This is a genomic window from Vandammella animalimorsus (genome assembly GCF_002285265.1).
Taxonomy (GTDB): Bacteria; Pseudomonadota; Gammaproteobacteria; order Burkholderiales; family Burkholderiaceae_C; genus Lampropedia.
The window spans coordinates 442,738-457,687 of the sequence record NZ_NSJB01000001.1; the positions used below are offsets into that span (position 1 = coordinate 442,738).

Annotated in this window: 12 protein-coding genes; 8 read left to right on the forward strand and 4 right to left on the reverse strand. The window is 64.7% G+C overall.

The annotated features are described in order from the left end of the window. Positions 1 to 66: 66 nt before the first annotated feature. On the reverse strand, positions 67 to 810 hold the full coding sequence (locus CK625_RS01940; protein WP_172425055.1) for a PepSY domain-containing protein: 744 nt from the start codon (positions 808 to 810) through the stop codon (positions 67 to 69). 226 nt (positions 811 to 1,036) lie between these two features. On the opposite strand from CK625_RS01940, the gene CK625_RS01945 reads away from it, so the two are divergent. Together CK625_RS01945 and putA are read left to right on the forward strand one after the other, a co-directional pair. Then, positions 1,037 to 1,735: a PepSY domain-containing protein gene (locus tag CK625_RS01945; protein WP_172425056.1), complete on the forward strand. Its 699-nt coding sequence runs from the start codon at positions 1,037 to 1,039 to the stop codon at positions 1,733 to 1,735. A gap of 326 nt (positions 1,736 to 2,061) precedes the next feature. Further along, entirely contained in the window at positions 2,062 to 6,012 is a 3,951-nt protein-coding gene (putA, locus tag CK625_RS01950; protein WP_095538563.1) for a bifunctional proline dehydrogenase/L-glutamate gamma-semialdehyde dehydrogenase PutA, read from the forward strand. Between the two features lie 96 nt (positions 6,013 to 6,108). Here putA and CK625_RS13520 read toward each other — a convergent pair whose 3' ends face one another. Then, on the reverse strand, positions 6,109 to 6,612 hold the full coding sequence (locus tag CK625_RS13520) for a hypothetical protein (protein WP_143326141.1): 504 nt from the start codon (positions 6,610 to 6,612) through the stop codon (positions 6,109 to 6,111). A 122-nt stretch (positions 6,613 to 6,734) separates the two neighbouring features. Next, complete coding sequence (locus CK625_RS01960; protein ID WP_095538565.1) at positions 6,735 to 7,244, reverse strand: hypothetical protein; 510 nt, start codon at positions 7,242 to 7,244, stop codon at positions 6,735 to 6,737. Positions 7,245 to 7,616: 372 nt separating this feature from the next. On the opposite strand from CK625_RS01960, the gene CK625_RS01965 reads away from it, so the two are divergent. The 6 genes from CK625_RS01965 to CK625_RS13525 all read left to right on the forward strand — a co-directional run bounded on the left by CK625_RS01965 (position 7,617) and on the right by CK625_RS13525 (position 14,167). Then, positions 7,617 to 8,759 carry a branched-chain amino acid ABC transporter substrate-binding protein gene (locus tag CK625_RS01965; RefSeq protein ID WP_095538566.1) on the forward strand — a complete coding sequence of 381 codons (1,143 nt, stop codon included), beginning with the start codon at positions 7,617 to 7,619 and terminating at the stop codon, positions 8,757 to 8,759. A 182-nt stretch (positions 8,760 to 8,941) separates the two neighbouring features. Continuing rightward, complete coding sequence (locus CK625_RS01970) at positions 8,942 to 9,871, forward strand: branched-chain amino acid ABC transporter permease (RefSeq protein WP_095538567.1); 930 nt, start codon at positions 8,942 to 8,944, stop codon at positions 9,869 to 9,871. After that, positions 9,868 to 10,992 (forward strand): ABC transporter permease subunit, encoded by a 1,125-nt coding sequence (locus tag CK625_RS01975; protein WP_095538568.1) that lies wholly within the window; start codon positions 9,868 to 9,870, stop codon positions 10,990 to 10,992. Before CK625_RS01970 ends, CK625_RS01975 begins: the two co-directional genes overlap by 4 nt. Continuing rightward, positions 10,989 to 11,885: an ABC transporter ATP-binding protein gene (locus tag CK625_RS01980; protein ID WP_238945459.1), complete on the forward strand. Its 897-nt coding sequence runs from the start codon at positions 10,989 to 10,991 to the stop codon at positions 11,883 to 11,885. Before CK625_RS01975 ends, CK625_RS01980 begins: the two co-directional genes overlap by 4 nt. Beyond that, positions 11,878 to 12,642 carry an ABC transporter ATP-binding protein gene (locus CK625_RS01985; RefSeq protein ID WP_095538569.1) on the forward strand — a complete coding sequence of 255 codons (765 nt, stop codon included), beginning with the start codon at positions 11,878 to 11,880 and terminating at the stop codon, positions 12,640 to 12,642. The genes CK625_RS01980 and CK625_RS01985 overlap by 8 nt, the downstream gene beginning before the upstream one ends. 493 nt (positions 12,643 to 13,135) lie before the next feature. Further along, positions 13,136 to 14,167: a hypothetical protein gene (locus CK625_RS13525; RefSeq protein ID WP_143326142.1), complete on the forward strand. Its 1,032-nt coding sequence runs from the start codon at positions 13,136 to 13,138 to the stop codon at positions 14,165 to 14,167. Between the two features lie 156 nt (positions 14,168 to 14,323). On the opposite strand, the gene CK625_RS01995 is transcribed toward CK625_RS13525, so the two are convergent. Then, on the reverse strand, positions 14,324 to 14,944 hold the full coding sequence (locus tag CK625_RS01995) for a WG repeat-containing protein (protein WP_095538571.1): 621 nt from the start codon (positions 14,942 to 14,944) through the stop codon (positions 14,324 to 14,326). Positions 14,945 to 14,950: the final 6 nt, after the last annotated feature.

Below are 14,950 nucleotides of genomic sequence, written 5' to 3' on the forward strand. Positions count from 1 at the left end.
GCTGGACGATGGGGTGGATGGCAGCGCGCCGGCGCGCGGTGCAGGCAGCGATGCCGGTGATGTGGATCACTCCTTGCGCTTTTGGCGCAGCACGGCGGCATTGTGTGGATCCACGTGCAGCTCCATGGTGCCGCCCTGCTGCAGGCGGATGTCGATTTCATAGTACCAAGTATCGCCGCTGTGCGAACGCTCGCGTTCGAGCTCGGCCTCGATGACCGTGCCCGGGAATTGATCGAGCAGCCGCTCCAGGATCTGCGCCAGCGGCAGCATCTGGCCGGCGGCCTGGCCAGGGTTGGGCGCGCCGCGCAGGATGGCGCCGCTGCGCGCATCGACCACCAGCGCCTGCTGCTGGCCGTCTGGCTGCAGCAGCTTGAGCTCGTACACCGCCTGCTGCTGTTGCGAGGTTTGCAGCTCCGCCTCGACGACCTGGCCCGGGTGCTGCTGCGCCAGCTGGCGCAGGATGTGCGGCAGTGGCATCAGCCCGGATTGGGCCACGGGCGTGTCGTCCAGCTCCACGAGCTGGCCGGTTTCGGCCTGGAGCTTGATCTCGCGCTTGCGGTTGCTGTGGTCGAGCACTTCGATCTCATAGACCGGGCCGTAGACGCGGCTGGTCTCCATCTCCACCTCCAGCACGCGGCCGGGGATGTGCTGCTCGGCAATGCGCAGGATCTCGGCCAGCGGCTTGTAGCGCCCGCTGGAGACGGCCTCGCGCACGCTGCGCTGCTGGTCGGTTTGCGCTGCGGCCGGCGCCGCGCCGGCCAGCGCACAGGTCAGCGCACAGGCCAGCGTGGTTGCGCGCAGCCAGGGCACGGCAAAGCCCCCGGCAGGCCCTGGCAGGGCAGGGCGCGCGGGCGCGCGAGGGGGGCAAGAAAGGCAGCGGGCAGGCATGGGCGGCAATGGTGGGGGCGGCAGTCTAAACCAATGATGAATTCTTGCTTCAGGCGGTGTTTAGGCAGGGGTTTTCACAATCGTCCCCATGCCATTTGCAAAGCTGCAGCAAGGCTGCATTCACACCTCTGAAAGAAAGGAAACCCATATGAACACCGCATTCCCGTTTGCCCTGAACACTGTGCGCGCCCGCCGCGCTGGCGCCCTGCTGGCCGCTGCGCTGCTGGCCGGCGCGGCGCAGGCCGCAGGCAATGCCTCGCAGGCGCTGCAGGCCATGACGGCCCAGGGCTATGTGGCCATCCACGATCTGGAATTCAAGCACCAGCACTGGACGGCCGAGGCCACGACCCAGGGCGGCACGCGCGTGCAGCTGCTGCTCGACGGCGCCGGCCGCGTGGCCGAAGTGGGCAACCCCGCCAGCCAGGCGCAGATCGCCTCGGTGCAGGACGTGCTGCAGCGCCTGCACAGCCTGGGCTACCAGCAGGTGCACGACGTGGAGATGGACGACGGCTTCTGGACGGCCGACGCCATCAACCGCCGTGGCGTGCCCGTGGATTTGACGCTGCACCCGGTGACGCTGGAGCTGCTCAGCGAGGTGGGCGATGACGAGCGCCACCGGTCGCCAGTTGCGCCGCAGGTGCAGCCGCCGGCCTTGGGCCCGCAGGGCATTCTGCCGGCCAGCGAGGTGATTGCGCGCCTGCAGCGCGCGGGCTACCGCCACATTCACGATCTGGACTTCGACGACGGCTATTGGGAGGCCGAGGCCATCAACCCGGCCGGGCTGCGGGTCGATCTGCGCCTGGATCCGCGCACCGGCGCCGTGCTGCGCGAAAAGCGCGACGACTGATTGGATGGAGGGCGCAGCCGGGGCGGCCTGATCGCCCCGCGCATTGCCAAGCCCCAGACAAGCCCCAGCCAAGCCCCCAGGCAAAGGCCTCTTTGCCTGGGGGCTTTGGTTTTGGGATTGTTGAGATTGAGGGTTGGTTGAGATTGGGTGTTGCGGAGGTGTTTTCGGTCAAAAAACCGCTTGGCCAACCCAATTTCAAAACCCCTTGTCTGCGCCAGAAAAAAGCGCCGGTGCTACTGGTTTTCATCAAGGGTTAACTCCAATGGGTTGATGGGTTAACCCTCCTACAATCCTGGGCCTGTCAAGGTTTGGATGGGTGAAACGCCATGGGAACAACGCTGGGCATCAAGGTCGATGAAAGCATTCGTGATCGCCTGCGCCAGGCGGCGCAGCAGTTGGGCTGCTCGCCGCACTGGCTGCACAAGCAGGCGCTGCTGGCCTATATCGAGGCCATCGAAAAAGGCGTGCTGCCGCCGGAGCTGGCCTATTGGCAGCAGCAGGGCCAGGGCGCGGCGCAGCCCAGTGGCGATGCCGAGGCGGCGGCCTTGCCGGCCTTGGTGGAGAGCAGCGCGCCGTTTCTGGCCCTGGCGCAGGATGTGCAGCCGCAATCGGTGCTGCGCGCGGCCATCACGGCCGCCTACCGCCGCCCGGAGACCGAGTGTCTGCCGGTGCTGATCGAGGCCGCCCGCGCCCAGCAACCCGAGCAGGTGCGCGCGCTGGCCACGCGCCTGGCGCAGGCGCTGCGCGCCAAGCGCCTCAAGCGCAGCGGCGGGGTGGAGGCGCTGGTGCAGGAGTATTCGCTCTCCAGCCAGGAGGGGGTGGCGCTGATGTGCCTGGCCGAGGCGCTGCTGCGCATCCCCGACCGGGCCACGCGCGATGCGCTGATCCGCGACAAGATCAGCCAGGGCGACTGGAAGGCCCATGCCGATTCGCCCTCGATGTTCGTCAATGCCGCCACCTGGGGGCTGATGATCACCGGCAAGCTGGTGGCCGTGCACAGCGAGCGCAGCCTGGGCGCGGCGCTCACGCGCCTGATCGCCAAGGGCGGCGAGCCGCTGATCCGCCAGGGCGTGAATACGGCCATGCGCATGATGGGCGAGCAGTTCGTCACCGGCCAGAGCATTGCCGCAGCGCTGGCCAACAGCCGCAAGTGGGAGGAAAAAGGCTTTCGCTACTCCTACGACATGCTGGGCGAGGCCGCAGCCACCGAGGCCGATGCGCTGCGCTACCTGCAGTCCTACGAGCAGGCCATTCACGCCATCGGCAAGGCCGCGCAGGGCCGGGGCATTTACGAGGGGCCGGGCATCTCGGTCAAGCTCTCGGCGCTGCACCCGCGCTACAGCCGCGCGCAGCGCGAGCGCGTCATGCAGCAGCTCTACCCGCGCCTGCTGGCGCTGGTGCAGCTGGCGCGGCAGTACGACGTGGGCCTGAACATCGACGCCGAGGAGGCCGACCGGTTGGAGCTTTCGCTGGATTTGCTCGAACGCCTGTGCCTGGAGCCCAGCCTGGCGGGCTGGAATGGCATTGGCTTTGTCGTGCAGGCCTATCAGAAGCGCGCGCCCTTCGTGCTCGACTGGCTGATCGAGCTGGCGCGGCGCAGCCGCCGCCGGCTGATGCTGCGGCTGGTCAAGGGCGCTTACTGGGACAGCGAGATCAAGCGCGCCCAGCTCGACGGCCTGGAAGGCTACCCCGTCTACACCCGCAAGCTGCACACCGACGTGGCTTACCTGGCCTGCGCGCGCAAGCTGCTGGCCGCGCCCGATGCGGTGTTCCCGCAGTTCGCCTCGCACAACGCGCAGACCCTGGCCAGCATCTACCACATGGCCGGGCAGAACTACTACCCCGGCCAGTACGAATTCCAGTGCCTGCACGGCATGGGCGAGGCGCTGTATGAAGAGGTCGTCGGCCCCGTGGCGCAGGGCAAGCTCGGGCGGCCCTGCCGCATCTACGCGCCGGTAGGCTCGCACGAAACCCTGCTGGCCTACCTGGTGCGGCGCTTGCTGGAAAACGGCGCCAACAGCTCCTTCGTGCATCAGATCGGCGACGAGTCCATCCCCATCGAGCAGCTGGTGGCCGACCCCGTGCAGGCCGCGCTGCAACTGCAGCCGCTGGGCCGCCCGCACGAGCGCATCGCGCTGCCGGTGGACTTGTACCAGCGCCAGGGGCGGCGCAACTCCATGGGCCTGGACTTGAGCAACGAGCAGCGCCTGGGCTCGCTCTCGGCCGCGCTGCTGGCCAGCGCCGAGCAGCGCTGGCTGGCGCAGCCGGCCGGCGCCGCTGGCGATGACGTGCAGGGCGCCCCAGCGCTGCAGGAAGTGCGCAACCCGGCCGACCGCTTCGACCTCGTCGGCCATGTGCGCATGGCTACGCCCGAGCAGGCCCAGCAGGCCGTGGCGCGCGCCGTGGCCGCCGCGCCCATCTGGCAGGCCACGCCCGTGGCCGAGCGCGCCCAGGCCCTGCTGCGCGCGGCGCAGTGGCTGGAGGACCAGTTGCAGCCGCTGATGGGCCTGCTGGTGCGCGAGGCCGGCAAATCCCTGCCCAACGCCATCGCCGAGGTGCGCGAGGCCGTGGACTTTCTGCGCTACTACGCGCGCCAGGCCGAGGAGGGCTGGCAGCTGGGGCTGCAGCCGCCGCCGGCCCAGGGCGGCGCGCCCGCTGCATCTGGCCTGCAGGCGCTGCCGCCCGCGCAGCCGCTGCAAGGCGCGCCGCTGGGGCCGGTGCTGTGCATCAGCCCCTGGAACTTCCCGCTGGCCATCTTCGTTGGCCAGATTGCTGCGGCGCTGGCGGCGGGCAACGTGGTGCTGGCCAAGCCGGCCGAGCAAACCTGCCTGATCGCCGCCCAGGCCGTGGCCTTGCTGCACCGCGCCGGCGTGCCCGCCGACGCCCTGCAGTTGCTGCCCGGGCCGGGCGAGACCGTGGGCGCGGCGCTGGTGGCGCACCCTGAGGTCAAGGCCGTGGTGTTCACCGGCTCCACCGCCGTGGCACAGACCATCCAACGCAGCCTGGCCGCGCGGCTGGACGAGCACGGCAGGCCCATCCCCCTCATTGCCGAGACCGGCGGCATCAATGCCATGGTGGTCGACTCCTCGGCGCTGGCCGAGCAAGTCGTGGCCGACGTGCTCAGCTCGGCCTTCGACTCAGCCGGGCAGCGCTGCTCGGCGCTGCGCCTGCTGTGCGTGCAGGAGGACTGCGCCGAGCGCCTGCTGCAGATGCTGCGCGGCGCCATGCAGGAGCTGCGCGTGGGCCGGCCCGATCAGCTCAACACCGACGTCGGCCCGGTGATCGACGCCCAGGCCCAGACCGAGATCGAGCAATACGTGGCGCAGATGCGCGAGACCGGCTTTGGCGTGCAGCGCCTGCAGCTCGATGCCGTGTGCCGCCAGGGCACTTTCGTGGCCCCCACGCTGATCGAGGTGCAGCGCGTGGCCGACGTACAGCGCGAAGTGTTCGGCCCGGTGCTGCACGTGCTGCGCTACCCGCGCAGCGACTTCGATGCGCTGCTTGCGCAAATCAATGCCTTGGGCTTTGGTTTGACCTTTGGCGTGCACACCCGGCTGGACGAAACCATCGCCCAGGTCAGCGCGCGCATTCACGCCGGCAATCTCTACGTCAACCGCAACATCGTTGGCGCGGTGGTCGGCGTGCAGCCCTTTGGCGGCGAGGGCCTCTCGGGCACCGGCCCCAAGGCCGGCGGGCCGCTGTACCTGCCGCGCCTGGTGCGCGGGCCGCAGCCTGGCGCGCAAGTGCTGCGCCCCGGCGCAGAGTGGACGCTGCAAGGCCCCACTGGCGAACTCAACCGCTACCGCTTGCTGCCGCGCGGCCAGGTCTGGTGCCTGCCGCGCAGCTTGCTGGGCTTGCAGCGCCAGTGGCTGGCCTGCGCGCAATCGGGCAATGGCATGGTGCTGGCCGACACCCAGGCGCTGCGCGCCCTGTACGCGCAATGGATGCAAGGGACGGCGCAAGGGACGCCGCCGCCCGGCCATGCCGCGCAGGACGTGGCGCTGCATTGGTGCCGCCCTGAGGAGATCGCCGCGCTGCCGCTGCAGGCTGCGCTGTTCGAGGGCGATGCCGACGAGCTGCTGGCCTTCCAAACTGAAGCCGCCCAGCGCAGCGGCCCGCTGCTGGCAGTGCAGGGCCTGAGCGCTGAAGAACTGGCCCAGGGCGCGCACTACCGCCACGAGCGCCTGCTGCGCGAAGTGGCCATCAGCATCAACACGGCCGCTGCTGGCGGCAATGCCAGCCTGATGAGCATCGACGCGCCATCAGGGCATGGCTGAGGGTTTGATCAAGATCACGGTGTGAATGAGAAGAAGTGTTTGGGCATGGCCTGCAAAGCGCAAAAAGCAGCCCTGGCCCATCCTGCCTTTTGGAGATTATTTCGATAAGGACAAGCTCTGCGCCTCCTCCTCCAGGCGGCGCAGCTTGGCTGTCATGGCATCGGCCTTTTTTTGGCATTGTTGTGTGATCTCATGCATTTTTCTGGCATTCAATATGGCGACATTTTTCATGTAATAGATCTTGCTGCTCTCTAGATCGGAAATGGCTTGATTGCATTTCTCGCTGTCTGCGGCAATCTTTCTTTTGAGGTTGGGAATCAGGTAATTTTCCAAATCATGCAGTCGCCGCTTGTTTTGGCTGGCGCGGATTTGCTGGCGCAGCTTCTCGGCTTGGGTTGTTTGTGGCTGGACACCTTGACCATCTGATGGTTGCTGCGATGGGCTGGTCGAGGTAATCGCTATTTTTTGTGAGTTTTCCCCGCAGGGAATCTGGCTGTAGGTATTTCCGCATTTGTAAACTTGTGAGCCTGCAGCTTCAGCGAGAGCAATCAGCAATGCGCCGGTCAAGAAATTTTTGTGGCAAAAATTCAATGAAGGCATTTTGATTCCCCGAGAAGTCTCTTGTTTTGGATGTTGAAAAATTCTGTCTTATGATGAATGCTTGTAAAAATGCAGGCAGCAAGAGGCAAGAAGGCAGCCCTATGCCGCCGACTTCTTGGAAATTATTTTGATAAGGACAAGCTCTGCGCCTCTTCCTCCAGGCGGCGCAGCTTGGCCGTCATGGCATCGGCCTTCTTTTGGCATTGATTGAGCATTTCTTCCATTTCTTTTTTGTTTTGCTTGGCCACATTTTTCAGCCAATAGATTTTGCTTCTGTCCCGATCAGAAATGGATTTCTCGCATGCCTCGGTGTCTGCGGCGATTTTTCGCCTCAGGTTGGGAATCAGATGGTTTTGCAAGTCATGCAGCCGCCGTTTGTCTTGGCTGGCGCGAATTTGCTGGTGCAGCTTCTCGGTTCGGCTCGTTGGCGTGTAGGAATCTTGGTGGTCCGTCTGTTGCGGCGATTGGTAGGCCGGAGTCACCACGATTTTTTCTGCATTGTGGCCGCAAGGGGTCTGGCTGTAGGTGTTGCCGCATTTGTACACTTGTACTTGCGCGATCGTCACTCCAGCGAAAATGCTCAGGAATGCGCCTGCCAGGAATGGTTTGTGCAGAATGTTGGATGAAGTCATCTTGAATCCATGGGGGTATAAAAACATTTTCATTGATCAAGAATGAATTTGATTGGTATGGTTTTTGTATTTTGATTGGGCATTGAGGCAATGCTTTTGGAGCAATGCCGAGCTGCCCCGAAGGGGCTGCTGCAAAGCGGCCTTTGGATTTTTCACCTTTTCGCAATATGCCGCAAGGCATTTGTGGCCATGGAGGGATTACGGCTGCCTCTGAAGGCCGGATGGCAGGGCGAGGGCATCCTCGCTTTCCCTATGAGCGCGCCTTGGCTATGCCTGCGGCGCACCCCGTCAAGGCCATAATCGCTTCCCTCATTGCCATGCCTGCGGCCATGCCCGTGGGCTTTTCACCTTGCATCAAAGGAGTCAACGACCATGAAGACGACATTCAAACTGCTGGCGACCAGCATGGCCGCAGCCTGTGCGCTGGCCGCCCCGGCCCAGGCCGAGACCGTGCGCCTGGGCTTTGCCGCGCCGCTGACGGGCCCGCAGGCCCACTATGGCGAAGACATGCGCAACGGCCTGCAGCTGGCGCTGGAGGAGGCCAATGCGCAGGGCATCGAGCTCGATGGCTCCAAGGCCCAGTTCGAACTGGTCTCCAAGGACGACCAGGCCGACCCGCGCACGGCCGTGCAGGTCGCCCAGCAAATCGTCGATGAGGGCGTGCAGGGCGTGTTGGGGCACTTCAACTCGGGCACGACCATCCCGGCCTCGCGCATCTACAACGACGCTGGCCTGCCGCAGATTGCCATGGCGACCTCGCCCGAGTACACCCAGCAGGGCTACGACACGACCTTCCGCATGATGACCAGCGACACCCAGCAGGGCGCGGCCGTGGGCGTGTTCATGGTCAAGGACCTGGGCGCCAAGAACATTGCCCTGATCGACGACCGCACCGCCTATGGCCAGGGCCTGACCGACCAGGTGGCCAAGGCCGTGCAGCGCGCCGGCGGCACCGTCGTGGCGCGCGAGTACACCACCGACAAGGCCAGCGATTTCACTGCCATCCTGACCAACATCAAGGCCAAGAACGCCGATGCGATCTTCTTTGGCGGGCTGGATGCGCAATCGGGCCCGATGCGCCGCCAGATGGCCACGCTGGAGATCAAGGCCCCGCTGGTCTCGGGCGAGATGACGCGCAGCGACACCTTCCTGCGCCTGGCCGGCGACACGGCCAACGGCACCTATGCCTCGCTGGCGGGCGTGCCCATCGACAGCATGGCCCAGGGCGGCAAGTTCGCTGAGGCCTACAAGAAGCGCTTCAACAAGGAGCCGGGCGTGTACTCGCCCTATGCCTACGACGGCGCCTGGAACATGATCAGCGCCATGCAGCAGGCCGGCTCGGCCAAGCCCGAGAAGTATTTGAGCAAGCTCGCCGGCCTCAAGCGCAGCGGCGCGACCAGCGAAAACATCGCCTACGACGAGCGCGGCGACCTCAATGAGGTGTCGGTGACCATCTACCAAGTCAAGGACGGCAAGTGGGAAATGGTCAAGACCATGGTGGATTCGGCCAAATAAGCCCGCCGCCGCATTGACCTCAATGCACTGAGCTGCCCGCTGCCGCTGCGCACTTTGCGTGGCGGCAGCGGGCAGCTCTGATGGATGGGTTCGCCCTGGCAGCGCTTTTCTTTCGTCTTTTTTCTTCTCGTCGTTTTCTTCGCTGTGGCCGGCTGCGGCCCCGGGGCCTGGAGCGCTCCCGCATGGATACCTTTTTGCAACAAATCATCAACGGGCTGACGGTCGGCAGCGTCTATGCGCTGGTGGCGCTGGGCTACACCATGGTGTACGGCATCATCGGCCTGATCAACTTCGCGCATGGCGATGTGGTCATGGTGGGCGCCATGGTGGCCACCAGCGTGGTGCTGGCGCTGGCCGGCGGCGGCGCGGCCTGGCCGGCGCTGGCGCTGCTGGGCCTGGCGCTGCTGGCGGCCATCCCGGTGTGCATGGCCATCGGCTGGACGGCCGAGCGCTACGCCTACCGCCCGCTGCGCCGCGCGCCACGGCTGGCGGCGCTCATCACCGCCATTGGCGTGTCCATCATCATCCAGAACCTGGCAATGATGTTCTGGGGGCGCGGCTATCTGAACTTCCCGCACGTCATCGAGCCGGTGGTGCTGCAGCTGGGCCAGGCGCGCATCAGCCTGCTGCAGATCGGCATCATCGCCAGCGCCGCGCTCATCATGGGCGCGCTGCTGCTGCTGGTGCTCAAGACTCGGCTGGGCACGGCCATGCGCGCCACGGCGCAAAACCGCGAGGTGGCTGGGCTGATGGGCGTGAACATCAATACCGTGATCTCCGCTGCGTTCCTGATCGGCTCGGCCCTGGCGGCCGTGGCCGGCGTGATGATCACCGCCTACTACGGCGTGGCCCAGTACACCATGGGCTTCATGCTTGGCCTCAAGGCGTTCACGGCGGCGGTGCTCGGCGGCATCGGCAACCTGCCCGGGGCCATGCTCGGCGGGTTGCTGCTGGGCCTGATCGAGGCCCTGGGCGCGGGCTACATCGGCGATCTGACCGGCGGCGTGTTCGGCAGCCATTACCAGGACGTGTTCAGCTTCATCGTGCTGATCGCGGTATTGATTTTCCGCCCATCCGGTTTGCTGGGTGAGCGTGCAGGAGACCGGGCATGAGCGCTGTATCCACTTCCTCCCGACCCGAGCCCGGCGCGCCGCAGCGCCGGGCCATTCCGGCCCGCGTCTGGCTGGGCACGCTGCTCATCGGCGCGGTGCTGCTGGTGCTGCCCTTCGTGCTGGGCAGCGTGGCCGGCCAGGGCTGGGTACGCATTCTGAACTTTGCGCTGCTGTACGTGATGCTGGCGCTGGGGCTGAACATCGTCGTGGGCTTTGCCGGGCTGCTTGACCTGGGCTACATCGCCTTCTATGCCGTGGGCGCCTACGTCTGGGCCATGCTGGCCTCGCCGCATTTTGGCCTGCACCTGCCGTTCTGGGTGGTGCTGCCGCTGGGCGTGATGCTGGCGGCGCTGGCGGGTATGTTGCTGGGCTTTCCGGTGCTGGGCCTGCGCGGCGATTACCTGGCCATCGTCACGCTGGGCTTTGGCGAAATCATCCGCATCTTCATGAACAACCTGGATGCGCCGGTCAACATCACCAACGGCCCGCAGGGCATCAACCGCATCGACACCTTCCGCGTTGGCGACTTCGCCTTCGGCCGGGCCGAGACCATCCTGGGCTGGCGCATCACCGGGCCGGAGAAGTACTACTACCTGCTGATGGCGCTGGTGCTGCTGATCGTTTTCATCTGCGTGCGGTTGCAGAACTCGCGCATCGGCCGCGCCTGGGAGGCCGTGCGCGAAGACGAAGTGGCCGCCAAGGCCATGGGCATCAACACCCGCAACATCAAGCTGCTGGCCTTTGCCATGGGCGCATCTTTTGGCGGCGTGGCCGGCTGCCTGTTCGCCTCGATGCAGGGCTTCGTCAGCCCCGAGAGCTTCGGCCTGACCGAATCGATTGCCATCCTGTGCATGGTGGTGCTCGGCGGCATGGGCCACGTGCCCGGCGTGATCCTTGGCGCGTTGCTGCTGGCCGTGTTCCCCGAATTCCTGCGCGCCGTGGTCGAGCCGCTGCAGCACAGCCTGTTTGGCGCCGTGGTGATCGACCCGGACGCCATTCGCATGCTGCTCTTTGGCCTGGCGCTGGTGCTGGTGATGATCTTCCGCCCCGAAGGCCTGTGGCCCTCGGCCGTGCGCAAGCGTGAGCTGCACGCCAACCAGCAAAGGGGGGGCGGAGCATGATGCAGGCATCGACCACCACCACTGCAGCCAGCGCCAGCCCGGCGCGCCCGGCCATCGGCCAGCCGCTGCTCGTGGCCAGCGGCCTGAGCAAGCGCTTTGGCGGCCTGCAGGCGCTCGATGACGTGGGCTTCACCATCCGCCAGGGCGAGATCTTCGGCCTGATCGGCCCCAACGGCGCGGGCAAGACCACGCTGTTCAACGTCATGACCGCGCTGTACGTGCCCGAGGCGGGCAGCTGCCTGTTCCAGGGCGTGGACTTGACGCGGCTCAAGCCGCACCAGATCGCCCAGCAGGGCCTGGCGCGCACCTTCCAGAACATCCGGCTGTTTGCCAGCCTCAGCGCGCTGGAAAACGTCATGATCGGCCAGCACCTGCGCACCCGCGCTGGCGTGCTGGGCGCCATCCTGCGCGGGCCGCGCACCCGCGCCGAGGAAGCGCGCATCGAAGCGCGCGCGCTGCAGCTGCTGGACTACGTGGGCATCGCCCACTGCGCCAATGAAGTGGCCGCCTCGCTCTCGTATGGCGACCAGCGCCGCCTGGAGATCGCCCGCGCGCTGGCCACCGAGCCCACGCTGCTGGCGCTGGACGAGCCGGCCGCCGGCATGAACCCATCGGAAACCCTGGTGCTGCGCGCGCTGATCGAGAAAATCCGCGCCAGCGGCATCACCGTGCTGCTCATCGAACACGACATGAAACTCGTCATGAACCTGTGCGATCAAGTGCTGGTGCTGGAATACGGCAAAGTGCTGGCCCAGGGCGAGCCCCAGACCGTGCAGCGCAACCCGGCCGTCATCGAAGCCTACCTGGGCAAGGGCGCGGCGCAGGAGCTGGGCCTGCTGCCCGCCAGCGACGCGGCCGCCACAGCCAGCGAGGAGGGCGCGCGCCATGGCTGACACCATTACCGCAACAGCGGCGGCGGCGACCGCCAACGCTGGGCAGCAGCCCATGCTGGAAATTTCGCGCCTGGACGTGGCCTACGGCGGCATCCGCGCCGTGCGCCAGCTCGATCTGCACGTGCACCAGGGCGAACTGGTGGCCCTCATCGGCGCCAACGGCGCGGGCAAAAGCACCACGCTGCGCGCCATCTGCGGCCTGGTGCCCGCCGCCAGCGGCGACATCCGCTACCTGGGCCAAAGCCTGCTTGGCAAGCCCAGCTACACCCTGGTGCGTCAGGGCCTGGTGATGGTGCCCGAGGGGCGCGGCATCTTCCCGCAGCTGACCATCGAGGAAAACCTGCTCATGGGCGCCTACAGCCGCCGCGACCAGGCCGCCATCGCGCAGGACACCGAGCAGGTCTACGCCATGTTCCCGCGCCTGGCCGAGCGCCGCCGCCAGACGGCCGGCACCCTCTCGGGCGGCGAGCAGCAAATGCTGGCCATGGGCCGGGCCATGCTCGCCAAGCCCCGGCTGCTGCTGCTGGACGAGCCCACCATGGGCCTGGCGCCCATCATGGTCGAGAAAATCTTCGAAGTCGTGCGCGGCATCGCCCAATCGGGCGTGACCATCTTGCTCATCGAGCAAAACGCCAAACTGGCGCTGCAGCTGAGCCAGCGCGGCTACGTCATGGAATCGGGCCAGGTCATCCTGCAAGGCCCAGCCGCGCAACTGCTGCACGACCCCAAAGTGCGCGCGGCCTACCTGGGCGAATGAGGCCGCCTGCCCTGGCGGCAGGCCTGCTGCCTGATCGATCGCGTCTCAAAACCGCTTCAGCATCTTGGCGCGGGGGAGGGAAAGAATCGATTGGGGATGGGCCGCAGACTGCCGGCAAGCCATTGAAGCGGGCCATCACATTGGAGCCTTCAAGCAAATGAAGCATGTCAGAAACCCCCATCACATCAGCATTCGCTGCGTACTGGCACCCAAGTACGCTTTGGCAGATGTGGCCACAGCCCTGTTAGAAAAATGGAGGCCTGAGCATCAATTCGTGGCCAAGGGTGGTTTTGATTACGAGCGCGACGAAAAATGGGTTGAGACCTAAAAAGCGCCCATTCGAGATATTTATGCCAATCCGAATAACCGAAAGCTGTGCTTCAGGGTGGCAGATCATTTGCCTCCAAAGCCACGCTGAAAGCCATTATTCTGGGTAGAGTGGAGCCCAATTGGAATATTGATTTTTATGGCAGTAAAAATGAGGTCCCCATTTTTGATTCGCATGCAATGCGCCTTGTCGCCTCGGTACACTTTGGCCGAGGTGGCGACTGCGCTGATTGAACAGTGGATGCCTGCACACAACTTGAAGGCCAATGGAAAATTGGAGTACGGCAAAACCGAAAAAGAAGGCCCGCCCACGCCGGACATATACACCAACCCCGCTTTAAGAGACTTGGTTTTCTCCTCACCAGATCAGTTCGGGAGAGTTTTCCTGCTTACCTACGACGAGCAACGGCGTGGTGACAAGCAAAGAAATACCTTTGGCCACGCTCACTGCATCGCCCTGGATTTAACCGACTTTCTGGATGATCAAGCGCTGTCTCGAGCGCAAACCAGTTTTGCAGCGGCCCACTCGCTGGTGGACTTTCTCTGTGACCACTTCGATGTGCTGGATCTGGTGATGGATCGGGGTCGTAACGGCTTTGCCCCCAGCCCGCCGCTGGCCTATATCGGTGATCTGATTCGCATCGTGCGCAAGAGCGAGGTGGAGGCCGCTTACGAAGACCCATCGGTGTACTGGCAAGCCTGGTCCACGCAGCGTGATCTGGGGGATGGGCGGATGCTGGTGGGCCGCGCGCCTGCGATCATTGATGAGTTGGCCTTCAAGCAGGCAACATACCCCGCGCAATGGCAAATGGCGCGTGCAGCCAAGCCGAAGCTGACCACCTACGGAGCGCTGGCCAGTGGCATGACGGGTTTTTCTGTGAATCCCGAGGAGCAAGACTATTTCCAGCAAGGCCAAGGCATCATCCAGTCCATGCACTACCAGGCCGAAACGCAGACGCTGGATGTGACCGCCTGGGCCGATCCAGGCATTGACATTGCCCCGCGTGAAGTGGCGCAGATTTTGCGCTGGCGCTTCAACAAGCGGCTGGATAAGGGCGAGCCACTGAAGGAGGTGCGCTTTGTCTTTCTCAACCGCGAGCAGGCCGAGGCGCAAAAGCGCGTGTTGCTGGACATGCGCTGCCGTGTCTTTCACATGGGCGCCACGCCCGCCGAGCTGGTGGAAGTGACGGACCGCTGAGGCGCATGAGGCTTATTCATGCGCTGAAGCAAGCACTGAGGATGCGAGCTGGCGTTGCTTGACCAATATTTGCCCGGCCGGATGGCTTGGGATGCGAAAGTTTGCGATTTCATAAAAATGCATTCGCATTTTTATAGGGGCCGGATGACACACATTCTAAAGTTGAGGCTTTTTGCCGAGAAAAGCCTTGCATGCTGATAGGAATCCGCTATTTTTGCTGCAAGATGGTGCAGCCTTGTGTGTCAATGAACGTGACTTTTCCATCGAGGGCGACTTTGGCGAGGCCGTCGCTGAAGCCAATGTCCCATTGTCCTTGGGGGAGGGTGTAACGCGGGCAATGCGCTCGTTGCCTTCGGCGTCGATGAAGCCCCACAGGCCGTTTTTTCTCACGGCGGCCATGCCTTCGGAAAAATGGTTTACACCCCGCTCATAGAGCGCGGCGACGACGATGTTGCCATTGTGGTCTTTGTAGCCGATTTTGCTGAAATCTTCGGTGTGAAATTTGTGCAGCGGGGTGTCGGGGCGGACGTCCCATCGTGGTAGCTCGGTTTCGCGCCCATGGTGGTCTAGCGCGAGATAGTCTTTACCGTTTTTGCTGACCGGTAGCAGCCCGCTGAAATAGCGACGGGCATTTTGATAGCGCGGCTGCACGAGGATTTTTCCGTTGCTGTCGATAATGCCCCAGACTCCGTTGAGCTTGACGGCGGCCTTGCCTTCGGAAAAGCCTTGTGTTTCTTCGAATTGGGCGGCAATGGCGAGGCGGCCTTCGCGATTCACAAAGCC